Here is a 24,297-nt window from a genome sequence, read left to right as displayed (position 1 = left end):
CTCCCTCGACGGGCCCGTCGCCCGCCGGTCCGGAAGATCGTACCGACTCGTACCGACAGTCTGTTCGAGTCCTGCTGCCACCCGGTCCACCAACAACGGGTGACAGCAGGGGAACTGACGACTCGTCGGCTCGACCTCAGCCGACAGGGTCAGCGCCGGGTCAGCCGGAGCGAGAGGCCCGCCCAGGTGCGGACCGGGACGGCCCGGTAGCCCTCGGCGTCGACCGTCACGGTGGCGAACTCGCCCTGGATCGGACCGCCGCCGATGACCGGCACCAGCGCCTCCCGCCCGAGCCCCCGCGTGTCGGCCAGCCGGACGGAGAGCCGCGCGCCGCGTTCCAGGGTCACCTGCCCCCGGACGTCCATTGCCGGAGCGTGCGGGTGATGGATCGTCACCGCCAGCTCGGACGCGCCCGACTGCCGGTAGTCGCCGCCGATCCGGACCCCGCCCCGGGTGACGTCCAGCCGCAACGTACCGCCGCGGACCTCGACGTCACCGCGCCCGAGGGCGTCGCGCGAGGCGGCGGTGAGGACACCCGCCGCGACCACGGTGCCGCCGGTGTAGCGGTTGGTGCCGCTGAGGGTCAGCGTCCCGGTGCCCTGCTTGGTGAGGCCGCCGCAGCCGCCGATGTCGTGGCGCCAGGCGTCGGCCGCCGAGAAGCCGCGGTCGGCGGCGTTCATGGTGACGCACACGTCCTGGTCGAACGCGCCGTACCCGTCCGCGGCGGCGAACAGGTTCAGTCGCCCCCACATCTCCGGGCCGTCCAGCAGCACGTAGCCCGACGGGAGCGCGGTGGTCCGGCAGACCTCGCGGCGCTGCGCGGCGTCCAGGTAGGGCAGGCGGGTCTCCAGGAGCACCTCGGCGCCCTTGGGCACGGTCATCGGGATCTCCCGGCCGTGCCGCTGCAGGATGTAGGTCAGCCGGGGCGTGACGTTCCGCGCGTTGGTCTCCCGGTCGGCGTACGGGTCGCTGCCGGGGCCGGCCGAGTGGGCGAAGGACTGGAGTGTGTCGGCCGTGGAGCCGGTGTGCGCCTGGAGGTACGCGGCCGCCTGGGCCCGGGCGGCCGCCTTGAGCTCGGCGTTCTTCGGGTCGGCGAGGGTCGCGGTGGCGAGGGCGGTGGCCAGGGTGCGGCCGCCGATGACGTCGACGGGCGAGTGCATGCCGGCCAGGATGCGGGTGTGGCTGAGCTCGTTCGCCCGCGCCATCAGCTCCTGGAAGCGCTCGGGCACCGCGTACGCGAGGGCGATCGCCGCCAGGTGGAAGGCGTTGGTGTGCCCGCTCACGAAGCCGCCGTCGTCGGCCGGGGAGGTGCTGCGCTGACGCAGCAGCTGCGGCGCGACGATGACCTCGGACTGGTAGACGGGGAAGCCGAGGGCGTCCGTCGCACCGGTCGGGACCACCGCGCTGTCCCGGTTCGAACGCCAGGGCCGCGGGTACCGGTAGGCGTACTTGGAGGGGTTGCCGGAGGCGTACGGGCCGCGCACGGTGTTGACCAGCCGGACCACCGACCCCAGCTCGGAGTCCTCGGCGCCGGGCCCGAGGGCGGCGCCCGCGGGCGCGCCCGCCGGGACGGCGTCGTCGATCTTCGCGGGCGGGGTGCCATCCGGTGCCGTGGTGATGGAGGTGACGGCCCTGGCGCCGGTCCGGTACGGCTCAGCGAGCGGGCCGAGCCCCGCGATGACGGCGTAACTCTGGTGCTGGCGGTCGTAGATGAACGCCTCCCGGGCCTGCGCGGCGGTCCGCCGCGCGGTGACCCTCGCGCAGTAGTCCATGTTGGCGCGGAGGATCTCGGCCATCAGCGGCGAGCCGGTGTTCCAGGTGGGCCCGGTCTTCCACACCCGGTTCATTCCGGTGAGGATGCGGACCGCCGCGTTCCCCTCCGGGGTGAGGTCCGCCATCGTGTTGGTCGTGTAGGCGTCGACGAAGGCCGCCGGGGCGGCGCCCTGCTCGGCCGCCACCGCCTGCTGAGGGGCCGTCAGCAGGCCCAGGGCCGTCGGGACGGCGAACAGGCCGGCTGCCGTACCGGCGGAGGTCCGCAGGAATCGGCGGCGGCCCATGGCGTTCTGCTCGTTCATGTTCTTCTTCCTGTGGCGTCCTCTGGACGCCTCGTGGGGACGTACGTACCCCCGGCCCGGGTGGCGGCCCGGACCGGGGAGAGTGTGGGGCGGCGGGTCAGCGCTGGGTGTAGATCAGCCCGAGCTTGTCGACGTTGTCGCCGGCGCGGCCGGTGAACCCGGCGATCTGCCACCCGGCCGGCGCGGTCCTGGTGACGCAGTCGGACGTCGTCGCGCCGCCCGCCAGGGAACGGCCCAGGTTGGTGGTGAACTTGGCGGAGAAGATCCGGGTCCGGCCGTTGTACTGGCCCTGGCAGAGCGCGACCGAGTCGAGGTACTCGCCGCTCGCCAGCGTGAGCGAGGAGGCGGTGCCCCCGGTGCCGCCGTGGGTCAGGGCGGTGCCGTCCGCGAGGGTGAGCCCGACCTGGTCGAGACGCGATCCGGCGCGCAGGCCGACCACCGACACCCCGGCGCCCGGCGCGACCCGGTCGATGTCGGTGTAGTAGTCGCCGTGCGGGCCGCCGTACTGCTCGCTCGCCTGGTAGGCCGGGTTCCGGCTCCAGGAGAACCCGACGGCGATCGGGTCGTGGTCGGAGAGCATCTTGCCGGCCGGGTCCAGGAAGTCGGCGTGCCGGTTGGCGTACGAGGTGGCGGTGAGCGAGACCAGCCGGCTGCCGCGGTAGAGGACCTTGTCGACGACCTCGCAGGTGTCCGTCACCGCGTTCGGGTCGCACAGCAGGGGGTCGGCGCCGGGCCTCGGCGCCACGCCGCCGTGCTCCAGCGTCACCCAGGGGTCGGTGAGCCGGTTGTCGGCGGCGAAGGCGGCGATGGTGTCGGCCGCCCGGGTGTAGCGGGTGTTGGTGTCGCCCATCACCAGCACGGCGTTGCCCGCCGAGTGGGTCTTGATGAACGCGGTGAGCTGGGCGAGGTTCGCGGCCCGGGCCTTCTCGTCGCCGTCCTCGGTACCGGCGTTGGCGTGCAGGTTGTACGCGTCCAGGTACACGCCCTCGGCGAGCCGCACCCGCATGAAGGTGAAGCCCTTCGGGGTGAGGCAGTCACCCGAGTCGAGCTGGCAGTCGTTCCACCGCACCCGCTCGAAGTCGTCGCCGTCGTAGGCCGATCCGGAGAGGGTGTTGAGGCCGCTGCCGATGCCCGCGCCGCCGCTGGTCGCGGTGCGGTACGGGTGTGCGTCGGCCGCGTACAGGGCGGCGTGGTAGTTGAAGTCCTCCTGGACGTGCACCAGGTCGTACGGCGCGATCCGCTGACCTATCGCGGTCGTGCTCGTCTGCCGGTCCGTGGAGGCGCTGGACAGCACCTGGGGCAGCCCGGCCACGTTGTACGTCAGGACGGAGAGCGACCCGCCGGACGCGGTCGGCGCGGCGTGCGCGGGCACGACGCCGAGCAGACCCGCTGCGGCGAGGACTCCGGCGAGGCAGGTACCGACGGAACGGCGGAAGCGGTGCTTGTTCATCGAGCTCCGATCAGGAGGCGCAAGGACCCGGCGCCCCGGAGCGTATGAGCGTCAAATGTCCACGTCAACATCGCCTCTGAGCCGCCGTCACCCCTGTGAGCTGCAGGTTCTTCGTAGAAGGCCTGATGGTCGCGGAAGATTATGTGAGCGTTAACATGATGTTCTCGCCAGCGCAGGGCGATCCGGGCCGCCTGCTCGTGTCGCCGGGTGCGATGCCTCCCCGGCCGAACCGGTCTGCTTCGATGAGGGCCTGACTGTCCGTACATCTTGTACGTCGAGAAGGGATCGGGTCCTGAGTACGTCTGTCGCCGAGGCGCTGTCCGTCGGCCTGCTGGTACTGGTGCTGGTCTGCGCGGTGGTGCGCCCGTTCGGCTGGCCGGAAGCGGTGGTCGCGGTCCCGGCCGCCGGGCTGGTGATCGGCACCGGCGCGATCTCCCTCGACCACGCGGCGGAGGAGACGGCGCGGCTGGGCCCGGTCATCGGCTTCCTCGCGGCGGTCCTGGTGCTCGCCCAACTCTGCGACGACGAGGGGCTGTTCCACGCCTGCGGGGCCTGGATGGCCCGCACCTCGGCGGGCCGGCCCAAGCGGCTGCTGGTCCAGGTGTTCGCGGCCGCCTCGGTGATCACGGCGGTACTCAGCCTGGACGCGACGGTGGTGCTGCTGACCCCGGTGGTGTTCGCCACGGCGGCGCGGCTCGGGGCCCGCCCGAAGCCGCACGTCTACGCCTGCACCCACCTGTCGAACACCGCGTCCCTGCTCCTGCCGGTCTCCAACCTGACCAACCTGCTCGCGTTGGCGGCCAGCGGACTGAGCTTCACCCGCTTCGCGGCCTTGATGACCCTGCCGTGGCTGGTGGCGATCGGCGTCGAGTACGCGGTCCTCCGGCGCTTCTTCGCCGCCGACCTGGACGCGGGTGCCACGGCGCAGGCCACCGCGGCAGAGCCGGAGATGCCACTGTTCGCCCTGCTGACGATCGCGGGCACGCTGGCCGGCTTCGTCCTCACCTCGATCATCGGGATCGATCCGGCCTGGGCCGCGCTGGCCGGCGCGCTGGTGCTCGGGATCCGCTCACTGGCCCGGCGGCGCACCACGCCACGGGCAATCCTGCGGTCGGTGAGCGTGCCGTTCCTGGCGTTCGTGCTGGCCCTCGGGGTGGTCGTGCGGGCGGTCGTCGACAACGGCCTCGCCGACGCACTCGGCGACCTGGTGCCGACCGGTCACGGCCTGGCGGCCCTGCTCGGCATCGCCGCGCTGGCCGCCGTGCTCGCGAACGTCATCAACAACCTGCCCGCCACCCTCGTCCTGCTCCCGCTCACCGCGCCGGCCGGACCTGGCGCGGTGCTCGCGGTGCTGCTCGGAGTCAACATCGGCCCCAACCTCACGTACGCGGGGTCGCTCGCGACCCTGCTGTGGCGGCGCATCGTCCACGCGCACGACACCGAGGTCGGCCTCGGGGAGTTCACCCGGCTCGGGTTGCTGACCGTGCCTGCTTCCCTGGTCCTGGCCGTGGTGGCACTGTGGGGGTCACTGCACGCACTCGGAGTGTGACACCGTGAGAGTCGTCGTCTGGATCACTGAGGGCACCTGGCCGGCCTGCGTCGACGCGGCCCGCGCCCGGCTCCCGGAGGACGCGGAGATCGTCCTGCTGTACGTCGCGTCGGCGGAGGTACCGGGCGCCGCGCACGGAGCGTTCGCGGGCCTGCTCGGCCGCGGCCACCCGGGCCCGCGGCACCCGGCCGCCGGATGGGGCAGCGATCCCGGCGACCGGCTGGAGCAGCTCGCCTCCGCCACCGGCGAGGACCTGCTCCGGGCCGCCGCCGAACGCCTGGCCCGGCCGTGCACGGTCCGGGTGGCCCACGGCCGGGCCGAACGCGAGGTGGTCGCCGCCGCCGAGGACGCCGAACTGCTCGTGCTCGCCCGCGACGGCTCCCGCACCCACCGCGGACCGCACAGCCTCGGCCCGGCCGGCCGCTACGTCGTCGACCACGCGCCCTGCCCCGTCCTGCTGCTCTGGCCCGACCGGGCGCCGGAACGCTAGCCGACTCGGTGCCGCAGAGGCGGCGCCCCGTCTCAGTTCCCCGGGCCGCCCGGACGGAACCGTTCCACTCCGACGATGTGACGCACCTTCAGCGGTCGGACGACCACCGCGATCCGCCGCTCACCCGGCAGCATCCACTCGTAGCGCTCGCTGCCCACGTACTTGCGGGCGAGCCGGTCCATCAGCTCCCGGGCCGGCTCCCCCTCGACGAAGCGGCTCACCACGCCGCTGATCTGCACCCGGTCGTAGGGGTCGGCGGGGTCCGCGTGCGAGAGGTAGACCCGCGGGTCCCGGCGCAGGTTCTCCTCCTTCACCCGGCCCACCGACGTGTTGAACATCAGCTCCCCCTCCCCCTCCAGGTCCACCCACATCGGGCTGACCTGCGGGGCACCGTCGGCGAACACGGTGCCGACGTACCAGATGTTGGGAGCGCGGAGCCGGGCCCGTACGGCCTCGTCGAATGTCACAGCCATCCCGGGGCACTACCCGCTCCGAAGGGGCGGGGAACCTGGCTGCGGCCGGCTGTCGCGGGAAGGCACTGTGAGCGGACTCCTGGGAATCCTGTTGTGCGGCCACCCCACACCGAACAGAACGGCCGGCCGGCCGGCCCTCGGCACGGAAAAGATCTTTCTCGTGCTTGCCTCGTCCGGTACGGTCGCGGAGTTGTTTTCGCTGCTGGGAGCCCCGGAGCTGCACGCGTGGCCCCGGCGGCCCGCCGACTGAGAGCAGGTTTTTGCTTTATGGCATGTCGTATCGGTGAGCTTGTGCTCGGTTGCCGCGACCCCGAACTGTTGGCGCGGTTCTGGTGCGAGGTCCTGGACTACGTCGTGGTCGGCCGCGAGGAGGGTTGCGTGGAGATCGGGACGCCGGAAGGGTTCGGCGGTCCGCAGCCCACGATCTTCTTCAGCGTCCGGGACGAGCCGGAGCCGGGGAAGTCCCGGCTGCACATCGACCTCAACCCCACCGACCGCGACCAGGACGCCGAGCTCGAACGCCTCCTGAAGCTCGGTGCCCGCCGGGCCGACATCGGCCAGACCGGGGACGAGCACTGGCATGTCCTGGCCGACCCCGAGGGCAATGAGTTCTGCCTGCTCAAGGCCCGCATCAAGCCGCTCTGACGCTCGCCCGAGGCTCACTGGTCATGCCGCGGCCTGCGGTGCCCCGCGGCCGCAGCATGACCCGCCGAACAGGTGACGACTTGTCACACCGAATTGGGTGGGACAGCTACCTGCGGCGAATTCTCTTGACGATGCAGACGACGGCGGGGGCGAGCAGCGCAAGGGCGATGACGACGAAGTGCCAGGGCTCCACAGTGGTCTCCTCGGACGGTGGTCCAGCGGCGCCATCCTGCCGCATTACGGCCAGCGGCGAGGGGACAACAGCGGAGGAGACCCTGATCGTTGGTCAGTTGCCGGGAAGCCCGGGTGACCTGAGGCGGCTGCCCCCGCGTGTACGGGGAGAACCACCGGACAAGCTGCCGAAGGCGGCGGCCGTGGCCGAGAGGGACCTCGAGTCGGCGGGCACCACCGGTGGTGACGGCCCCTCAGCTGTCCTCGTCCCCGTGGCCGCGCCCCGCACCGGGGACGCGTACGACTGCCGGTCAACACACCTGGCGCTCCGACGAAGTGGGTGGCACTACTGAAATGCGGATCCCGTCGGCGGTTGGCGAGGCCGACCCGTCGTGGCGGCGAGGCTGGTCAGGGCTGCCAGTGGGGGTCGTGCAGTCGCGCCAGGTTCTGGCGGGCGAACATCTCCGCCTTGGCCTGGTCGGCGATTCCGGCGGCTGCCAGATCGTCCAGGATCTCCCAGTACGCCTCGATGGCCTCGTGCCGGAAGCCGCCGACGGCCAGGGCGAAGGCGAGGTTGTTGCGTGCCACGACGGTGGCCTGGTCCGTCGCGCCGAAGGTCTCGACTGCCTGCGTGGCGAGCTGTTGGAGCAGCGTCAGCGCGCTGAGGAGGTCGCCGCTGCGGCGGTGCTGCTCGGCGACCGCGAGCCGGTAGCTGAGCGTCTTGCGGTCGGTCAGCGGCTCCCGGCCCAGGCCGGCCGCGCGCCACAACGCGATGGCCTGCGAAGCCGTCTGTTCCGGTGTACCCGCGTCGCCCGTGCCCGCCTGCTGCTGGGCGTCGGTGGCGCCGAGCGTCCAGGAGGCCAGCCGCGTCCTGAGCTCCCGGACGGGCATCTGCGGCACGAGCAGCCAGCAGGTGACGTCGTCGATGCCCAGCCCGATCACGCTTGCGGCGTCGCCGGGATCCCATGTGCGGGGCAGGTTCGGGAAGTTGAGGAACTCCCAGCTGTGCGCCTTGCGCTCTACGTCCTCCACTGTCAGGACGTAGAGCGAGGTGAGCGACGGCCAGCTCACGGAGAGCAGGCTGCGTAGCGGCCGTCCCACCGACAGGCCCGCCAGGGCGACGTCCAGCCGCAGACCCTCGATCAGGCGCGGGTGTCGCGGATGCCCGCCGAGATAGGTCACCCCGGTGACGCGCAACCGTTCCATGCTCCCCTCCCCGACGGCCGCCGGCCGGTACCGCCGCGCGCCGCCCCACCATCCTGCCGCGCTGCCCGGGGTACTGTCTGCCTGATTGACCGTCACCTGGTCTGGTAGTCACGCTTCGCGTATTGGTCGGCCCGCCGTGCGGTTCGCGTCGACCGAGCACGTCACCACACGCCGTGGTCCCACGGATCACGGGCCGGCCGGCCCGCCTGGCCGTTGGTTTCAGGGGAGCGGTGTCCAGTCCGGTGGGGTGAGTAGTAGAGGAAGCTGCGCCCGCGGTGGTGGGCCACCAGGTCTGTGAGCATCGCGCCGTAGCGCTCGGCGTCGAGGATGCCCTCGACGACGGTGTGGCAGCCGCTGTCGAGGGCATGCCGGGCAACCAGGCTGATCAGGCCGATGTTCGCGCCGCCGGCGACGTCCCGCTCACGCAGCACCTCACGGCGCAGCAGGTCCTGTCCGACGATCGCCAGGCCCCGGCCGTACGCGGAGCGGATCCGGGCGGCGGTGCTCGACTTCCCGGCGCCGCTTGGTCCGCGCACCGCCACCAGCACGGTGCTTGCGCTGCCCGCCCCGGCATCGACACCTGAGGCGGAGGGCTTCTCCACGCTGTCGTCCACACCGCCGACCGTACCCATGGCCAGGGTTGAGAACAGATCATCGGTGCGGCGTGGTCGGCGTGCGTAGCGTCGAGGCCGAGGAACTTGGTGGACGGTGTCGCCCCAGGGGTCTTCGGTGGCCCGGCTGTGGAAGGCATTGCTCCAGCTGTGCCGGGGTGAAGGGGTCTCGCAGTGTGGCGGCCGGGGTCTGTGGGAGAAGCACTGCCAGCCGGAATCCGGGGTCAGGTGTGCCGACGGCCGGCCAGTTCGTGCCAGCGGTCGTGGGCGGCTTCGAGTTCGCGGCGGGCTCGGGGATGCGGATGTCGCTCTTCGCCCGGGCGGTGACCTGCTACAGGTGCTGCTCGGCCTGGCGGCGGCCAGCGGTGTCGGCGATGGTGCGCTTGAGCTCGGCCTCGGCCGCCGGGATGAGGGCGCGGCGCAGTTCGCGGGCCGGGCCGACGTCGGCGATCGCGTTGTGGACGTGAACGACGAAGGCCCGTACTCCGCTTCCGGGATCTCGGTGAGCGCCAGGGTGACCAGCTCGCGCTTGGCGCCGGGCGGGGTCAGGTAGAGGAAGGCGTCGGCGACGGAGTAGTGGTCGTCCACGTCCAGGCCGAGCAGCGGATGGTCGGTGCCGGTGAAGAGGCCGGTGTTGACGCGCAGCACGTGCTCGTAGAGGTCCAGGGCCTCGCCGAGGGAGTGGAGGAGCGCCCCGGGGATCCGATTGTGTGCGGGAGGCTTCGGTGGGCTCGTCTTGGTGCAGAGGCCGGCTCGCGGGGCACGGCGGGCGACGCTGTCAGAGCGTTCTGGAAGAATCCGGGCGGGCCCTCAACGCCATTGGAATTGAAGTGAGTTGATGACTTCACCGGATCGTGTGGGATGTGCGGCGACACGTCGACCGCGCCCTGCCGGACCCTCTACGGTGGGACGTCCCAGCGAGGCAGATTCCCCTCCCGGCGCGCACCCGGGAGCGGTCCGCTGCGCCCGGAACCACCGTGCCCCGCCCAACCTCACTTCGAAGGAGACCCGCTTGCCGCCGTCCTCCGACTTCATTGCCGCCGTCACCCGCGCCTACCTGGACCGCCATCCCGCCGAGCACGCCAAGCTCGCACCGCTGCTCGCCATGCTGGCCACCACGGCGGAGCCGGCCAGCCGCAAGACCCTGCCCGCGCACGTCACGTGCAGCGCCGTCGTCATCAACCACGACCGGCAGGTCCTGCACATCCACCACAAGGCCACCGGGCTGACGCTGTGCCCCGGCGGTCACGGCGAGGAAGCCGACACCAGCCTACTGGCCACCGCGCTGCGCGAGGTCACCGAGGAGGCCGGCATCCCGCCCGGCGCGCTGTGCCTGCCCCCGCAGCTGCTCGACCGGCCCGTCGACATCGACGCGAACGACATCGACCCCAACCCCGGCAAGGGCGAAGGCGCCCACCAGCACTACGACTTCCGGTTCGCCTTCTACCTCGCCGACCCCGCGACGCCCGAGACCGCGCTCCAGGAGCAGGAGGTCACCGGCTGCGAGTGGCGACCCTTCGACCAGGTCGCCTCGCCGTCACTGCGCGCAAAGCTGCACGCCGCTGGCCTGGACGGAAGGCCGGAGCCGGTGAACGCCAGCGCGCTGATCCACGACGGCACCGGCCGCTACCTCCTGCACCTGCGCGACAACTTCGACCACATCTGGACCCCGGGCGAGTTCAGCCTGCTCGGCGGCGGCGCGGAACCCGGGGACGGCAGCCTGGAGGCGACGCTGCGTCGTGAACTCGCCGAGGAAGCACCAGGGCTGACCCTCGGTGAGGTGGAGCCGCTGACCGTCGAGTGGACCACCGGCGTGGACGGGCTGGCCGTGCCCATCCAGATCTTCACCACCCGCTGGCAGGGCGACCCCCAGGCGGCCGACCTCCGCGAGGGCGTCCTGCTGCACTGGTTCCGCCCCGAGGAACTGCACCGGCTGCGGCTGCGCGACTCCACCCGCCGGCTGATCCACGCCCACCACACCGCCCTGCTCGGCCGCGCGCGGCCGAGCAGGGCGGCACCCGCCGCCACGGTGCCCGCCTTGTTCGACGGCTGAACCACGCTGTCCTCGGCTGTCCAGTTCACGGGCGTGCGGGTGGTGGTGCGCCGCGACTCGGTGCGGCGCACCGACCAGAGCCTGGGGACGTACGAGTACACCGAGTCCGTCGACGGGGTGCGCGTCCTAGCCCTCGACGACCGGGGCCGGATCGCCCTGGTGGAGGAGAACGTCTACGTCTGCGGCCTGCGGCTGCTGATGTGCCCCGGAGGCGGATGCGAACCCGGGGAGGAACCGCTCGCGGCCGCCCGGCGGGAGCTGGCCGAGGAGGCCGGTATCCGCGCCGACGAGGTCGAGCTGCTGACGACGATGTGGCGGATGCCCGCCGGCGCGCGCACCCGCGAACACCTGTACCTCGCCAGGGGCCTGACGGTCGGCGGGCACCACCGGGACGCGAGCGAGGCCGACATGAACCTGCGCTGGGTGCCCCTGGAGGAAGCGGTGGCGATGTGCGGCGACGGCCGTATCACCGAGGCCGGCACCCTGGCAGCCGTCCTGCTGGCCGCCCGTCGCACTGGGTCAGGAGCGCCCGCCAGCGGTACCGCCGAAGCGACCCACCGAGTGGCGGCGAGCAACTGATGCACGAGACGAGTAGGCAGGCGCTCAGCGGCATCGTCCACGACAAGCCCACCGACCGGATCGCGATCGAGCGCGCTTCAAGCCCCGGTACCGGACCGGCGGCGATCAGCGGTGGCAGTGCCCTGACCGTTCACGGGGTCGTGGCATGAGGCGCGCGGCACTCACCGGCCTGCCGCCAGCCCGGCGTTGGTGGGACGGCCTTGCCGTGGAGCAGGCGCGACGGGCCTTCGTGGAGGACCCGGGCCAGCAGCCCGGTGTCCGTGATCACAGGGTCGTCGCCGCTCTCGGGGCGGTGGAGCGGCACCGGCTGATCGACGCGGCCTTCACCCCCGTTGGTGCGCTTCGGCCCACCACCGCGTGGCGGGCGGTACGCGGTGAGCACGACCCGGCCGCGTTGCTGCAGGAGGTGTACTCGATGGACCAGGTCGTCGTCCAAGTCGAGGGTCGGCCCGCAGCGGCTGCCCAACGCGGCGCCGTTCACCGCGGCCGGCCGACCGCACAGAGCTCCGGTGCCGGCCTGCTGGCCTGCTGGCCGTGACGCTGCAGGACCTGCGCCTGGAGGAGGGGCACTGCTTCGTCGAGGTCGGCGCCGGCACCGGCATCCTGTCCGCGGCTGCCGCGCTGATCACCCGCCGGCAGGTCACCGGCGTCGAGATCGACCCCGACCTGGCCAGGGCAGCGGCCGTGCGAACCGCCCAGGCCGGCATCGACGTGCGGATGGTCGCCCGAGACGGGCTGCGCGGACTTCCTGACGGACCGTGGGACCGGATCGCCGGCTCCTTCGCCGTCCCAGCCATCCCCAAGCCGTGGTTGCGTCAGCTCGCGGTGGGCGGGGCGCTGACCTGCACCATCTCCACCGGCGCGCCCGGCTGGCACGCCACCGCCGTCATCGAACACAACCCCGACGGCACCCTCGGCGGGCGGCTGCGCGCCGACACCTTGGGGCATGTCCTGGCACGCGGCGTCCCGTGGCTGCCCGTACCCGAGCAGCCCGACGGGGTCTCTCGGCAGCGTAGTTGGGTGCTGGCGCCCCCGGACTTCCGCGAACGCGGGTTCTGGGTCGCCCTCGCGCACCTGCTGCCAGGAGTGCGCCGCCACTGGCCCACCGAGCCGGACCCGACGGTGGTGCTGGTCGGCGAGGACGGTTCCCGCGCACACGTCGCCCCGGACGGCTCCCTCGCCGAGGCGTGGGGGCCGCGTGACCTGTGGGCCGAGGCCGAGAAAGTCCACACCCGCTGGTCTGCGGCCGAATGCCCGACAACGTTCGACCTGGACTGCAGGGACGAGCGCCAAGTAGTGGACGGCGGGACGGGCCTGACCTGGCACCTACCCGGCCGGGACGAGGGTCGGAGTGTGTGCTGACCGCACGGCCGCGCACCACCACCCCGGTCGGCCCTCACCCGCTACCAGCACCGTTACCCACGAGTCGGCACCTGAGAAATAGGAGAGCACCTGATGCACGAGACGAACAGGTTCGCCGCCGGCGTCATCGTCCACGACCTGGTCACCGACCGGATCGCCACCCTCCACTACGCCCAGCGCAGCTGGAGCCCCGGTCCGGCGTGGACGATCCCCGGTGGGAAGGTCGACCCGGGCGAGGAAATCCACATCGCCGCCGCCCGGGAGTTGCTGGAGGAGACCGGCCTCGTCGTCGCGCCCGCCGACCTACGCCTGGTCCACACGGTCCAGGTGAAGGAGGGCTGGGACGGCAAGGGCGGGTTCCTGATGTTCGTGTTCGCGGCCTCCGCCTTCACCGGCGAGCTGGTCAACACCGAACCCACCAAGCACCTGGAGGCCCGCTGGGCACCGGCCGGCGCGCTGCCCGGTCCGATGTTCCCAACGTCGAAGACCGCGCTGGAGGCGTACCTGGACGGCGGTCCGGCGTTCACCACTTACGGCTTCGACGACACTCCGGATCACCACCGGCTGGTCGAGGCGTGACGAATCCGCACACCCGACGGGGAGTTGCTGGGCTGGCGCTGGTGGGAAGCAGACCCACGGTGATCCCGGACCGGCCGGTCCGGGCAAGGGCGCCTGCGTCGGCCTACTCGGCGGCGCCCGCTCGGCCGTGGGTGCGGTCGGGTGCTGTTCGGCGGCCGGCCCCGCGCCGAGCGGCCTGCGTGCTGGAGTGCTGCTCATCCCGCTGACGCTATCCGACGGCCCGTCACCCGCCGTGCTGGGCACAGCGGCTGCCGGTTCGTCACCGGTGGCGAGGACCAGGGCGTCGTCGATCGCGATCAGCGCGCTGCGCTCGGCCCGGCTCAGCAGCTCCCGGCCGGCGGGCTCCATTACGCAGTGGCGCACCATGCTGGTCAGCCCGTACCGCTGCTCGAAGTCGACGTCGCCCTCTCCGGCCGGGTCGATTCCGTCCATCACCGCGGCCACCGTGCCCGTCAGATGCCGCAGGCCCCCACCGAGACCGAAGCGCGGCTCGTCGCCGTCGTCGGCCGGGTTGGCGCCGTCCAGGACGCGGTCGGCCAGCACCCGCAGCTACTTCACCACCCGGGCCCCGGTCGCGGCTGCCGGCTCCAGCGCGGCCCGCTCCTCCGGTGAACTCACCTGCGGCCGACGGGTCACGCCCACCCAGTGAGTTTCGCCCCGGCCAACCTCGTCACCGCGGGCCGCTACGGCACGACGGGTGGCGGCGGCAGGCGCCGGGTGATGCGCTCCAGCAGGTCGGTCAGCGGAACGCCGAGGTCACGGCCGAACTCGGTAAGGCCGTACGTGACCTGGGGCGGGGTGGTCGGTTCGACCTTCCGCCAGACCAGGCCGTCCTCGACCAGTGCGCGCAGGGTCTGGGCGAGCATCTTCTCGCTGATGCCCCGGACGCTCTCGCGCAGTTCGAAGAAGCGCAGGTCGCTGTTGCGCAGGGCGATCAGCACCCACACGCCCCACCTGCTGGTCACGTGGTCGACCACCTCGCGGGCGGGGCAGTCGGTGTGAAACACGTCATAGCGGCGCACCGCGCCGGCCCGCCTGTCCTGCACGCCTTCCTTCATGTCATGAACTTACCCCGAGGTACGTCCTTACCGGAAGTAAGCCGCCGCTCCTACCGTGAGGGCCTCGAACGACCCTTCCAGAAGGAGTGATCATGATCGTGGTGACCGGAGCCACCGGGAACATCGGCCGGCCGCTGACCCAGGTGCTGGCGGCGTCGGGGCAGCAGGTCAGGGCCGTGTCCCGGCACGCGGCCGAAGTGCCGCAGGGCGTCGTCCACGTGGTGGCCGACCTGGCCGGGCCGGGCGCTCTGCGGCCCGTGCTCACGGGAGCCGAGGCGCTGTTCCTGCTGCTGTCGGGAGACCTGCACGCCCTCGGAGCGAACCCCGCCGCCCTCGTCCGCGACGCCGTGGACGCCGGGGTGGGACGGGTCGTCCTGCTCTCCACCCTGGGCGTGGTGACCCGGCCCTCCGGGCCGACCCGGGTCGCGATGCGCTCGCTGGAGGACGAACTGCGCGGATCGGGCCTGGAGTGGAGCATCCTGCGTCCGGGCGGCTTCGCCTCCAACGCCCTGTGGTGGGCCGACTCCGTCCGGGGACGGCGGCTGGTCGAAGCCCCCTTCGCCGACACCGGCGTGCCCCTCGTGGACCCGGCCGACATCGCGGAGGTCGCGGCCGCCTGCCTACTGGAGAAGCAGCACGCGGGTGCCGTGTACGAGCTGACCGGCCCCGAGGTCACCACCCCCCGTCAGCAGGCGGCGGACCTCGCGGCGGCGCTGGGAGCCCCGGTGAGGTTCCACGAACTGACGCGCCAGGAGGCGAAGGCCGCCATGGCCCTGGCCATGCCCGCAGAGCTCGCCGACGACACCCTGGACATCATCGGCGCCCCGAACGCCGCCGAACTACGGATCAGCCCGCACGTCGAGCAGGTCCTGGGCCGTGCTCCGCGCCCCTTCTCCGACTGGGCCGCCCGGCACGTCGCCGCGTTCCGCTGAACCGGTCGCCCGGCGAACGGCCGCGTCCACCCTTCAGGGGCGGCTGCTGAACCCCGGAGGACAACAGCGCCAAGCCCAAGGCGGCTCACACCGGTTGCTCGGTGAGAAGCAGGCACGGCAGTCCTGGTCCGGGAAGGTCTCGCGCATCATCGCCTCGTGGTTGGCGGCAAAGACCTGAGCCCGGGTCAGCTGGCGCTTCAGTTGGGGAGTTGAGCACTGTTGCGGGTGTCCGGGCTGCCCCTACGCGGTCGGCGACGGTAGTCCGGCGCCGGCCCGCAGGAGGTTGGGGTCGTTCGGTCCTGAGGTCCACGCGATCGCCTGAACGGTCGCCTGCTCGAACGCTTCGGCCAGGGGGAGGCCATCGGCGACTGTCCTGCTGAACTGCCGTACGTAGTGCGTTCCGTGATCGACCTCGCAAGCAGAGGCGACGCCAATGTCCGCCGCTACTTCGAGCAGTCCGTCTCGCGTCCAGCACACATCGAGATCCAGCTCGGTCCAGTCACCAGGGCGGTCGTCCAGACTGATGGTTGTACAGCCCTGCGCCGCCGCAGCCGCCCCACGGTCGTGCCCGGCACGGCCAACCGCCTGCTCCTCGCCGCCGCCCGCACCATCACCAGCCTCGCCCGCACCTGAACCACCCGCACAAACGGGAAAGATGCCGGACCTCCGAACAGTCCAGGACAAGGGCCGGGTCGGAAGCGTCACGCCCAGCGGACTTCCAGACCGAGCCGTGATCCGGAGAGCCGGGCGGCAACGCCGCCTTCGGGGCCGCAGAGGCCGCCACCGGCGCTGGCGCGGGCCTCGTCCAGCTGCCGGCGCAGCTGGCGGATCTCCCGCTGCGCGTCGGTCAGGATCATCGACTCCCGGCCCACGGCGCGCTGCAGTTCCTCGCGGATCTCGTGCAGGCCCGCGACGAAGGCCGTGGTCAGTTCGCCACGCAGCGCCGGGCAGGGCCGACGGAACCGGGTGACGTCGTTGTCATCTTCTTCTAGGCGCCGATCTACGAGTGAGAGCGTGATCGCCCCTGCTGACATACTTCAACGTCACCCCCGTCCCCACCGATGAATCCGCAGATCACTTCACATCACTACCGGGAGAACCCATAACCGTGAGCAAGAACATCAACAACCCCGTGGGCATGGGCGGTGGCCAGCGGAAGAGGCTGTCCCGCACCGAGCGGCAGAACAACGGTCCGCACCGCAACCTCGACCGCCAGGGTGCAGCCGACCAGAAGGCGGAGCTGGTACGCAAGATGCGCGAGAAGGAAAGCGCAGTTGACGACGCCGGGCAGGCGGGCGACGAAACCGCACAGAGCTGACGCACTGCCGCCTCAGGGCGGCACTGCATCCGACGGGTCCTGCTGCCGTCCCCGGCGCGGCGGTCCCGTGCAGCTCTCGGCCGACCGCCGCGCCGCAGCCGACCACCCGGAGCAGCCACAGGGTTTGATAGCCCCGTCACCGCCACCAGCCCGAGCTGCACCAATAGCTCAGCATGCGCACCCCTGGTGGGGTGGCGGGTCGGCCTAGAGGGCTTGGACGCGGTGAGACCGTACGGCTCTGACCTGGGAGGGTTTCATAGACCGGGCCTCGGCCGAGCCGTCTCGACAGCGGTCGCGAATCTGTAAGACCCCCGCTGTGGCCTGCGGCTCTACCAGCCGTCCATCGCCCGGACGTTGCCGGAGATGACGTAGCGGCGGCACGCCAGCAGTTTGTCGGTGGTGATGCCGATGTCGTTGGCGAGACGGGCGAGTCCGGCGTCCTCGGTGCGGCCGGTGTCGGCGACGTGCTCGGGCAGCGGCCGGCCCTGCGCGGGCCTCCGCCAGGTTGTCGGCGAGCCGGTGGATGGCCTCCGCCACCGGGTGAGCTGGGCGGCGAGATCGCGGACCAGGTGGTCGACGGCGGCCGCCGGGTCCGGCCGGTCGATCGACGCGTAGGTGGGATCAGTTGCGCGTGGTGGCCGGTGGGCCGGCGATGGCGGTGAGGCGGAGTTTGGTCTCGTCCTCGCTGCCGGGCACGGCGGTCATGATGACGATCTTGAGTTCGGAGTCGCCGTCGGTCAGGACGTCGCAGTCCACCGTGACCCGGCCCACCGACGGGTGGTCGATCGTCTTGTGGTCCTCGCGGTGCGCGGCCACCTCACCGGTCGCCCACAGCTCGGCGAACCTCCTGTTGCCCGCGTTCAGATCGCGGATCAGCGCGGCCAAGCGGCTGTCCTGGGGGAAGCGGCCGGTGGCGCGTCGCAGGTCGGAGACGACGGCGGCGTCGGTGGTGTCGCGGTCCGCCTCGGTCACCGGCCACCGTGCGAGGCGGGCGGGGCCGGCGTCCACCGGGAACCTGTCGCGGGCGAAGTTGCGCAGCCGCGGCGGCGAGGCGGCAGGGTCGCCCAGCAGGGCGGCCCACCCGCGGTTCCACCACACCAGTTGCCAGTCCGCCGCGAACACGGCGACCGCCACGTCCCCGAGGCGGGCGAGCACCCGCTGCATGCCGGGCGGGACATGGTCACCGATCGCGCCGTCCGCCGGCGGTACGAGCCGGGCCAGCCGGTAGAGGTGGTCCCGCTCGGCGGTGGACAGTTGCAGGGCACGCGCCAGGGACGCCACCACCGACGCCGAGGGTGTCGTGGCCCGCCCTTGTTCCAGGCGCACGATGTAGTCGACCGACACCCCGGCCAGGTCGGCCAGTTCTTCGCGCCGCAGCCCGGCCGCCCGGCGCCCGCGGGCCACCGGCAGCGCGGCGGCCGACGGGGGCAGCCGGTCCCGCCACGTGCGGATCATCGCGCCCAGTCCGATTCCGGGTGTCGCCGACATGGACTCCATCCTCCGGCATCCCCGGTCGTGCATGGGGGCGCGAGGGTGGTACTGGTCTTCCTACCGTCGAAGCGTCCCTGGCCCGCCTCCCTGGTCGGGACCAGGATCGAACGCATGACGATCACCTTCATCACCGGAGCCAACAAGGGACTCGGCCGCGAGACCGCCCGCCGCCTGATCAAGTGTGGCCACACCGTGCTCGTCGGAGCGCGCGACCGCGAGCAGGGCGAGGAGGCCGCCGCCGCGCTCGGCGCACGCTACGTCCCCATCGACGTGACCGACGACGCGTCCGTGGCCGCCGCGGCCGCGAACGTCGCCGAACACGAGGGCAGGATCGACGTCCTGATCAACAACGCCGGTGTGCACGGCCCCGTCGGCGATCCCGGCGACCTCACCGCCGCCGACGCCCGCGCCGTCCTCGATGTCAACGTCATCGGCGTCGTCCGCACCACCACCGCGTTCCTGCCGCTGCTGCGCCGCTCGGACGACCCTGTGATCGTCAACGTCAGCAGCGGCATGGGCTCCCTCGCCCTCACCCACGACCCCGGCCGGCCCGAGTCCCACGTCGTCGCGCCGCTGTACACCTCCTCGAAGGCGGCGCTGACGATGTTGACCACGCAGTACGCCAAGGGGCTCAGGGACATCCGCGTCAACGCCGCCGACCCCGGTTACACCGCGACCGACCTCAACGGTCACAGCGGCCCCCAAACCGTCACCGAGGGCACGGACGCGATCGTCGCCCTCGCCACCGAGGGGCGCGGCGCTGGCAGCGGACGCTTCGTCTCCCGCCATGGCGAGATCGCCTGGTCCTGAAACCGTCCGCGCCACTTCGCCCCGCTTCGCGGCTTCCGCGATCAGGCCCTCAAGCTCAGGCCCTCAAGCAGGGATACCTAGCCGGCTTGCAGAGCGGCGAGGAGCCTGGTGCGCAGGAGCTGTGCGGCTGGGGAGTGCTGACCTCGGCGAGTGATGAGTCCGAGCCGGGCGTGCGTGGCCGCGTTGGCGAGCGGGACGGTCCGCAGGCCGGTGCCTTCTGTGGATGACGCGCTGAGGACAGCGATGCCCGCACCGCGCTCAGCGAGGCGGAGCAGGGTGGCTGGAGAGCTGGCGTCGATGTCCACGCGTGGGTCGAGGCCGATCCTGTGGCAGGAGTCCTCGTAGGCGGCGCGGATGCCGGTGCCCGGGGAGAGGCAGAGAATCTTCTCGCCCCGCAGGTCGCCGAGGCGCAGGTCCGGCCGGTCGAGGGGATGCCCGGCAGGGACGGCTGCGGTGATCGGCTCGTCGATGACGGTGCTCGCCTCCAGACCTGGGGCGACGCTGCCCGCGTAGCCGATCAGGGCGAGGTCGAGAGAGCCGGCAAGGACCTGGGTCTGGAGGTCGTCGGAGTAGCCCTCGTGCAGGCTGACCTCGATGCCGGGGTGGGTGCGGCCGAGGTCGGCGATGGTGTCGAGGAAGGCCGGGATCGAGCAGCCCATGATCATGCCGAGACGGACCCGGCCACGGACGGCATCGGCGAACTCGGCGGCGGTGTGCTTGATGGCTTCAAAGGTGGCAAGGGCGTTCTTCGCAAGGGGGAGAACGGCTTCACCGGCCGGGGTGAGGCGGATTTGACGGCCGGAGCGGTCGAGCAGTTGCTGGCCCAGTTCCGACTCCAGCTTGGCCACTTGGGTGCTGATGCCGGACTGGCTGACGTGCAGACGTCGGGCGGCAGCGGTGAAGGAACCCTCGTCCACGATCGCAGCGAAGTAGCGCAGCTGGTGCATCTCCATATCCGACAATGATAGATGCCATCCGATCCATCTGTTGGACGGATGGATCGCATGGCTGGAGGATGGGGACATGACGACGACGAGGACTGCGCGAGAGCTTGCCGAGGCCTACTTCACCGCCTGGGAGGCGGGCGACTTCGATACCTTGCGGGGGTTGCTGGCCGAGAATGTCGACTTCGTCGGAGCGCTGGGAACGGCGTCGGGGGTAGAGGCGGCGCTCGCCGGGCTGAAGGGGCTCGGTCAGGTGCTGGAGAAGATCGACATGAAGGTGCGGGTAGCGGAAGGTGATGACGTGATCACCTGGTTCGACCTGCACACAAGCGTTGCGCCACCCACTCCGACGGCGAACTGGATGCACGTGGACGACGGGAAGGTCACCCGGATCCGGGTGACCTTCGACCCCCGCATGCTGCTGGCGGGATTCGAGAGGCCGAGCTGAGTGCGGCAGACCCTGGCGATCAAGACTCGATACCCGCCCTGGCCGTCCGGGGCCCGGGCGTCACTGCGGCGCACAGAGGTGACGGACCGTCAGAGCCGTTGACAGTACGTGGCGGTGGCCCTCCAATGGCGTCCGGGGGTCGGCGCGCGCCGCCGCCGGGGGGAGGGTGTGGTGTTCGTTTTCGAGGAGGCCGGGCCGTGGCTGCTGGCGGTGGCCGCCGTCTGGTCGTTGGTCCGGCTCTGGGCGGGGGACGTCGGGCCGCGGTCGCTGCTGCCGGTCGGTCTGTGGACAGGACTGCTGTTGGTGGCGGGTGAGCAACTCGACCGGGGCTGGATGTCGGTGCTCGCCTGGGTGGTGATCGGGTTGGCGCTGCTCGCCTGCGTGGTGAACGCGCTGCACTCCGCCATGCCCGCGGTCGTTCCGGTCCCCGGGGACGAGTTCGCGGCCCGGCTGGTGGCAGCCGCCCGGGCCAACCAGGAGCAGGGGTTCCGCTTCGGTGTCGGCCACGACGGGACCCTGATGGTCTGGGGCCTGGAGCACGCCGGGATCGAGCGGTCCCGGTTTCAGGTGGGCAGTGGCTGCCCGGTCTGCTTCCTGGAGGCGGTCGTGCTCGAACTGACCGGCGGCAGTGCCGACGGCTTCCTGACGGCCTACCGGCGTGAACTGGCCCGTGACCACAACAGCGTGGTGGTGATGCGCGGCGGCGAGGCGGATGGCGGCTGGCTGATGGGGATGCTCCCGGTACGCGGGCTCAAGCGCCCGTTCCGGACGTCCTGCGGCAAGCACCCCGCCTGAGCGGGGCGACGCACTCGGGGTGCCGACGCTCTCCACGGAGGCGCCGGCACCCCGGTCGGGTCAGCTGGTCACGCGGAAGGTGGCGTCACCACGTGCGGTCGCGGTGGTGATCGGGTCGAGCCGCAACTCGTAGGCGTAGTGCCGGATGTAGTGGTCGGGGTGGTTGTACGACTGGAACGACGACCAGCTCGGGTCGGCGAGCCCGGCCACCTGACGGAAGGTTGCGTCCTGGGCGAACTGGGTGCTGCCGTCGTAGTAGGCCAGCTGGAAGTCGTAGTTGGAGTGCCGCAGGAAGTACCCGGGGAAGTTCACCGACTCGAAGGAGACCGTGCCGGTGCCCGCCAGGCCGGGCCGCAGCCGGAACCGGGAGTCGTCGGCGGGGCTGACGTTCGGGTCGATGCGCGCGTCGAGGTTGGTGTGCCGGACGTACCTGTCCTGGAAGTTGAACGACTGGATCCGCTGGGCGGGGGTGTTGGGCCAGCGGGCCATCACCCGGCTCTCCTCGGCGGCCGTCAGGTTCAGGATCCAGCCGTGGCGCTTCTTCGTGCCGCCCATGTTGTAACTGCCCGACGCCTGCTTCTGGTAGGCGGCGGGGTTGGACGGGTCGGTCGTCAGGACCGGCATGTAGCCGCCCCCCGAGGCGTACTGGTCGAGGTAGAGGGCCCACTGGTTACCGCTGTTGGACTTCATCCACATCGGACCCTCGACCTGCGAGCCGGTGAGGCCGATGCCGGAGAGGTTGCCGAGGTTGGTCCACGTCCCCATGATCGAGTTGCTGCCTTCGAGCGTGATCTGCCCGTCACCGGAGGCCCGCACGTAGCGGAAGTTGCCGACGCCCGAAGGTACTTCGACGATCTGGGTGTCGATGATGTTCTGGGTGCCGGCGCGGTCGATGTAGACCTGCGGGGTGGTGGTGGAGTGGAAGTCGCTCGTGCGGGCGGCGTAGATGCGGTGCTTGAGCACGCCGTTCAGGGTCGCGTTCGTCGCCCAGTACAGGACGTAGTCGTTGGTCGTCGGGTCCCAGATCGCCTCCGGCGCCCACGCGTTACGGCCGTCGGGGATCGCGCCGGCAACGTTGAGCAGCCACGGCTTCGACCAGGTGACCAGGTCGGTCGACTCCCACACCACGAGGTTGCGGCTGGCGTTGTTCACGGCCTGATCCCAGTTCTGCCCGCAGCCGATGCACAGGTCGGTCGCGATGATCCAGTACCGACTCCCGTCAGGGGAGCGCACCAACGCCTGGTCGCGCACGCCCTGCGTGCCGACCGTGGAGCGCAGGACCATGCCGCCGCCGTTGAGGTCGTTCCAGTGCACGCCGTCCGTGCTGTGCGACAGGTACGTCTGCTGGCCGGTCGACCCGTCACCGGTGAAGTGCACCATCAGGTAGCCCGGTTCGGCGGCGACGGCGCGCTGTGGTGCGGCCACGGCCAGGCCCGTGAAGAGGAGGCAGACGGCGAGCAGCATCGCCGACAGCCGTGCGCGAAGCGCGGACATGGACATCTCCTGACGCAGACGGGGCCGGGGCCGTGCTCAGCCCGGTCCGGCGCGGTTCGGGCAGCAGCGCTTCCGGGTCGTTTGTGTGAACCGGAGATGACGCCACTGTTTCGCCGCTGTGAGATTGTTAACGCTCACAATTCAGCGGGACAAGAGGTGGGATCCGCCGTTACCCAATCTTGACCCCCCGCCTGATGCCGAGAATTCCGAAACTTTCGCTGATCTTTCGCGAATGTTTCGACCAACCCGGGGAGTAGTCACCGGGAAATGAGCAAGGTGTTGGTCAAGTTCTCGGGCTCGCCCTGGACCATCAACTACCTGACCTGCGAAGTCATTGGCCTGGGTCGACTTGACAGAGAACGAATCTGTCGCCGTTTCGGTCGAAACTGTTGACAGCCCGTCGAGCACGGGCCAACACTGTCGCCGTCGACAAGTCCGAACGGCCTGGTATCCGGGCCGCACGTGTCAACCGGCCTCGGGCTCAACGATGTTGACGCCTGGTCGACTCCGTGCACCGCCGCGCGACACCGTCCGGCCGAACCGCCCCCTCGCGGTCATCGGTGGCGCCGGGCTGCACCCACCCCCACGCCCTCCCCCACCCCCACACATCCGGCAGGACGGATCACGCCCGTGAACTCCCCCCACCCCAAGAGCCGCACCACCAACCGCATCTGGCGGATCGTCAGCAAAGCGCGCGTCCTCGCGCTGGCCCTCGCGGCCGTCCTGATCCTGCCCGGCACCGCCGAGGCCGCGACGATCAACACGAACCAGACCGGCACCGACGGCGGGTACTTCTACTCGTTCTGGAGCGACGGCTCCGGTCAGTCCTCGATGTCGCTGAACGGCGGCGGCAACTACGGCACCTCCTGGAACAACGTCGGCAACTTCGTCGGCGGCAAGGGCTGGCGCACCGGATCGCGCAACCCGGTGACGTACTCGGGTACTTGGAGCACCAACGGCAACGCCTACCTGGCGCTCTACGGCTGGAGCACCAACCCGCTGGTCGAGTACTACGTCGTCGAGAACTACGGCTCGTACCGGCCCTCCGGCACGTACAAGGGCACCGTCACCAGTGACGGCGGCACCTACGACATTTACCAGACGACGCGCTACAACGCCCCCTCCATCGAAGGCATCAAGACCTTCAACCAGTACTGGAGCGTCCGTCAGACCAAGCGGACCGGCGGAACCATCACCGTCGCGAACCACTTCGACGCGTGGGCCAGGGCCGGCATGAACCTCGGCACCATGAACTACGAGATCATGGCCACCGAGGGCTACCAGAGCAGCGGCAGCTCCAACATCACGTTGGGCTCCACCGGCGGCAACCCCCCTGGTGGCGGCTGCACCGCGACGCTCTCCGCCGGCGCCTCGTGGAGCGACCGCTACAACCTGAACGTCTCGGTCACCGGATCGAACGCCTGGAAGGTGACCGTGAAGGTCCCCTCCCCGGAGAAGGTCGGCTCGACGTGGAACGCCACCACGTCCTTCCCCGACGCCCAGACGCTCGTCGCCACCCCCAACGGCGCGGGCAACAACTGGGGCATGACCATCCTGAAGAACGGCAGCACCACCTGGCCGACGGTCTCCTGCAGCGTGAGCTGACCCCCATCCAGCTCACGGCGGCACCCGCCCGGTCGATCACCCTCACGTTCGCGCGCTTCAGGGAGCGCGCGAATGTGAGCGCTCACAGAGCTGTGTGACAACTCCCACCCAATCACGAAGGAGGTACCCGTGCGCAGCGGAAATTCCAGCCGCAGGCAA

27 protein-coding genes are annotated in these 24,297 nt (G+C 71.2%); 17 read left to right on the top strand and 10 right to left on the bottom strand.

What is annotated here, in order from left to right:
• Positions 1-149 precede the first annotated feature (149 nt).
• Both F4556_RS33180 and F4556_RS33175 read right to left on the bottom strand, forming a co-directional pair.
• Complete coding sequence (locus tag F4556_RS33180) at positions 150-2,075, bottom strand: phosphatase PAP2 family protein (RefSeq protein WP_246511154.1); 1,926 nt, start codon at positions 2,073-2,075, stop codon at positions 150-152.
• Between the two features lie 97 nt (positions 2,076-2,172).
• Positions 2,173-3,525: a jacalin-like lectin gene (locus F4556_RS33175; RefSeq protein WP_184922783.1), complete on the bottom strand. Its 1,353-nt coding sequence runs from the start codon at positions 3,523-3,525 to the stop codon at positions 2,173-2,175.
• A gap of 292 nt (positions 3,526-3,817) precedes the next feature.
• On the opposite strand from F4556_RS33175, the gene F4556_RS33170 reads away from it, so the two are divergent.
• Together F4556_RS33170 and F4556_RS33165 are read left to right on the top strand one after the other, a co-directional pair.
• Positions 3,818-5,074 (top strand): arsenic transporter, encoded by a 1,257-nt coding sequence (locus F4556_RS33170; RefSeq protein WP_184925602.1) that lies wholly within the window; start codon positions 3,818-3,820, stop codon positions 5,072-5,074.
• A gap of 4 nt (positions 5,075-5,078) precedes the next feature.
• Positions 5,079-5,564, top strand: a complete 486-nt coding sequence (locus F4556_RS33165) for a universal stress protein (protein ID WP_184922781.1) — start codon at positions 5,079-5,081, stop codon at positions 5,562-5,564.
• A 32-nt stretch (positions 5,565-5,596) separates the two neighbouring features.
• Here the strand turns inward: F4556_RS33165 and F4556_RS33160 are convergent, their stop codons facing one another.
• Positions 5,597-6,037 (bottom strand): PPOX class F420-dependent oxidoreductase, encoded by a 441-nt coding sequence (locus tag F4556_RS33160; protein WP_184922779.1) that lies wholly within the window; start codon positions 6,035-6,037, stop codon positions 5,597-5,599.
• Between the two features lie 267 nt (positions 6,038-6,304).
• Between F4556_RS33160 and F4556_RS33155 the strand changes: the two genes are divergently transcribed.
• Positions 6,305-6,682 (top strand): VOC family protein, encoded by a 378-nt coding sequence (locus tag F4556_RS33155; protein ID WP_184922777.1) that lies wholly within the window; start codon positions 6,305-6,307, stop codon positions 6,680-6,682.
• 579 nt (positions 6,683-7,261) lie between these two features.
• Here the strand turns inward: F4556_RS33155 and F4556_RS33150 are convergent.
• Complete coding sequence (locus tag F4556_RS33150) at positions 7,262-8,059, bottom strand: hypothetical protein (RefSeq protein ID WP_184922775.1); 798 nt, start codon at positions 8,057-8,059, stop codon at positions 7,262-7,264.
• 161 nt (positions 8,060-8,220) lie between these two features.
• Positions 8,221-8,673, bottom strand: a complete 453-nt coding sequence (locus tag F4556_RS38710) for a P-loop NTPase family protein (protein WP_184922773.1) — start codon at positions 8,671-8,673, stop codon at positions 8,221-8,223.
• 334 nt (positions 8,674-9,007) lie between these two features.
• Between F4556_RS38710 and F4556_RS33140 the strand changes: the two genes are divergently transcribed.
• The 7 genes from F4556_RS33140 (at position 9,008) to F4556_RS33110 (ending at position 13,243) form a co-directional block, all read left to right on the top strand.
• Positions 9,008-9,223: a hypothetical protein gene (locus tag F4556_RS33140; RefSeq protein ID WP_184922770.1), complete on the top strand. Its 216-nt coding sequence runs from the start codon at positions 9,008-9,010 to the stop codon at positions 9,221-9,223.
• Between the two features lie 459 nt (positions 9,224-9,682).
• Positions 9,683-10,723, top strand: coding sequence for an NUDIX hydrolase (locus tag F4556_RS33135; protein ID WP_246511153.1), 1,041 nt, complete (start codon positions 9,683-9,685; stop codon positions 10,721-10,723).
• Positions 10,724-10,756: 33 nt separating this feature from the next.
• A complete protein-coding gene (locus F4556_RS33130; protein ID WP_313068987.1) occupies positions 10,757-11,302 on the top strand; it encodes an NUDIX domain-containing protein in 546 nt (181 codons plus the stop codon).
• On the top strand, positions 11,302-11,451 hold the full coding sequence (locus tag F4556_RS33125) for a hypothetical protein (RefSeq protein ID WP_184922768.1): 150 nt from the start codon (positions 11,302-11,304) through the stop codon (positions 11,449-11,451). Before F4556_RS33130 ends, F4556_RS33125 begins: the two co-directional genes overlap by 1 nt.
• On the top strand, positions 11,448-11,840 hold the full coding sequence (locus F4556_RS33120) for a hypothetical protein (RefSeq protein ID WP_184922766.1): 393 nt from the start codon (positions 11,448-11,450) through the stop codon (positions 11,838-11,840). The genes F4556_RS33125 and F4556_RS33120 overlap by 4 nt, the downstream gene beginning before the upstream one ends.
• Positions 11,837-12,664 carry a protein-L-isoaspartate O-methyltransferase family protein gene (locus F4556_RS33115; protein WP_184922764.1) on the top strand — a complete coding sequence of 276 codons (828 nt, stop codon included), beginning with the start codon at positions 11,837-11,839 and terminating at the stop codon, positions 12,662-12,664. The genes F4556_RS33120 and F4556_RS33115 overlap by 4 nt, the downstream gene beginning before the upstream one ends.
• A 93-nt stretch (positions 12,665-12,757) precedes the next feature.
• Positions 12,758-13,243 (top strand): NUDIX domain-containing protein, encoded by a 486-nt coding sequence (locus F4556_RS33110; RefSeq protein WP_184922762.1) that lies wholly within the window; start codon positions 12,758-12,760, stop codon positions 13,241-13,243.
• Between the two features lie 683 nt (positions 13,244-13,926).
• Here the strand turns inward: F4556_RS33110 and F4556_RS33105 are convergent.
• Entirely contained in the window at positions 13,927-14,301 is a 375-nt protein-coding gene (locus F4556_RS33105) for a winged helix-turn-helix transcriptional regulator (protein ID WP_184922760.1), read from the bottom strand.
• A 92-nt stretch (positions 14,302-14,393) separates the two neighbouring features.
• Between F4556_RS33105 and F4556_RS33100 the strand changes: the two genes are divergently transcribed.
• Both F4556_RS33100 and F4556_RS33095 read left to right on the top strand, forming a co-directional pair.
• Positions 14,394-15,233 carry an SDR family oxidoreductase gene (locus tag F4556_RS33100; RefSeq protein ID WP_184922758.1) on the top strand — a complete coding sequence of 280 codons (840 nt, stop codon included), beginning with the start codon at positions 14,394-14,396 and terminating at the stop codon, positions 15,231-15,233.
• 402 nt (positions 15,234-15,635) lie between these two features.
• Positions 15,636-15,866, top strand: a complete 231-nt coding sequence (locus F4556_RS33095; RefSeq protein WP_184922756.1) for a hypothetical protein — start codon at positions 15,636-15,638, stop codon at positions 15,864-15,866.
• 68 nt (positions 15,867-15,934) lie between these two features.
• Here the strand turns inward: F4556_RS33095 and F4556_RS33090 are convergent, their stop codons facing one another.
• Positions 15,935-16,267: a hypothetical protein gene (locus F4556_RS33090; RefSeq protein ID WP_184922753.1), complete on the bottom strand. Its 333-nt coding sequence runs from the start codon at positions 16,265-16,267 to the stop codon at positions 15,935-15,937.
• Positions 16,268-16,335: 68 nt separating this feature from the next.
• Here F4556_RS33090 and F4556_RS33085 point away from each other — a divergent pair, with 68 nt between their 5' ends.
• A complete protein-coding gene (locus tag F4556_RS33085; RefSeq protein ID WP_184925593.1) occupies positions 16,336-16,551 on the top strand; it encodes a DUF6243 family protein in 216 nt (71 codons plus the stop codon).
• 621 nt (positions 16,552-17,172) lie between these two features.
• On the opposite strand, the gene F4556_RS33080 is transcribed toward F4556_RS33085, so the two are convergent.
• Positions 17,173-18,039 carry a helix-turn-helix domain-containing protein gene (locus F4556_RS33080; protein ID WP_221503756.1) on the bottom strand — a complete coding sequence of 289 codons (867 nt, stop codon included), beginning with the start codon at positions 18,037-18,039 and terminating at the stop codon, positions 17,173-17,175.
• Between the two features lie 114 nt (positions 18,040-18,153).
• Here F4556_RS33080 and F4556_RS33075 point away from each other — a divergent pair, with 114 nt between their 5' ends.
• Positions 18,154-18,852 (top strand): SDR family NAD(P)-dependent oxidoreductase, encoded by a 699-nt coding sequence (locus F4556_RS33075; RefSeq protein WP_184922749.1) that lies wholly within the window; start codon positions 18,154-18,156, stop codon positions 18,850-18,852.
• A 77-nt stretch (positions 18,853-18,929) separates the two neighbouring features.
• Here the strand turns inward: F4556_RS33075 and F4556_RS33070 are convergent, their stop codons facing one another.
• Positions 18,930-19,805, bottom strand: a complete 876-nt coding sequence (locus F4556_RS33070; RefSeq protein ID WP_184922747.1) for a LysR family transcriptional regulator — start codon at positions 19,803-19,805, stop codon at positions 18,930-18,932.
• Positions 19,806-19,875: 70 nt separating this feature from the next.
• Here F4556_RS33070 and F4556_RS33065 point away from each other — a divergent pair, with 70 nt between their 5' ends.
• Together F4556_RS33065 and F4556_RS33060 are read left to right on the top strand one after the other, a co-directional pair.
• Positions 19,876-20,244, top strand: a complete 369-nt coding sequence (locus F4556_RS33065) for a nuclear transport factor 2 family protein (protein ID WP_184922745.1) — start codon at positions 19,876-19,878, stop codon at positions 20,242-20,244.
• A 171-nt stretch (positions 20,245-20,415) separates the two neighbouring features.
• A complete protein-coding gene (locus tag F4556_RS33060; protein ID WP_184922743.1) occupies positions 20,416-21,039 on the top strand; it encodes a hypothetical protein in 624 nt (207 codons plus the stop codon).
• Between the two features lie 60 nt (positions 21,040-21,099).
• On the opposite strand, the gene F4556_RS33055 is transcribed toward F4556_RS33060, so the two are convergent.
• Complete coding sequence (locus F4556_RS33055; RefSeq protein ID WP_184922741.1) at positions 21,100-22,533, bottom strand: glycoside hydrolase family 43 protein; 1,434 nt, start codon at positions 22,531-22,533, stop codon at positions 21,100-21,102.
• 630 nt (positions 22,534-23,163) lie between these two features.
• Here F4556_RS33055 and F4556_RS33050 point away from each other — a divergent pair.
• Positions 23,164-24,138 (top strand): glycoside hydrolase family 11 protein, encoded by a 975-nt coding sequence (locus tag F4556_RS33050; RefSeq protein WP_184922739.1) that lies wholly within the window; start codon positions 23,164-23,166, stop codon positions 24,136-24,138.
• Positions 24,139-24,297: the final 159 nt, after the last annotated feature.

It is taken from the genome of Kitasatospora gansuensis (genome assembly GCF_014203705.1).
In the GTDB taxonomy this organism is placed as follows: Bacteria; Actinomycetota; Actinomycetes; order Streptomycetales; family Streptomycetaceae; genus Kitasatospora; species Kitasatospora gansuensis.
This window is presented reverse-complemented; position numbering and strand designations above follow the sequence as displayed.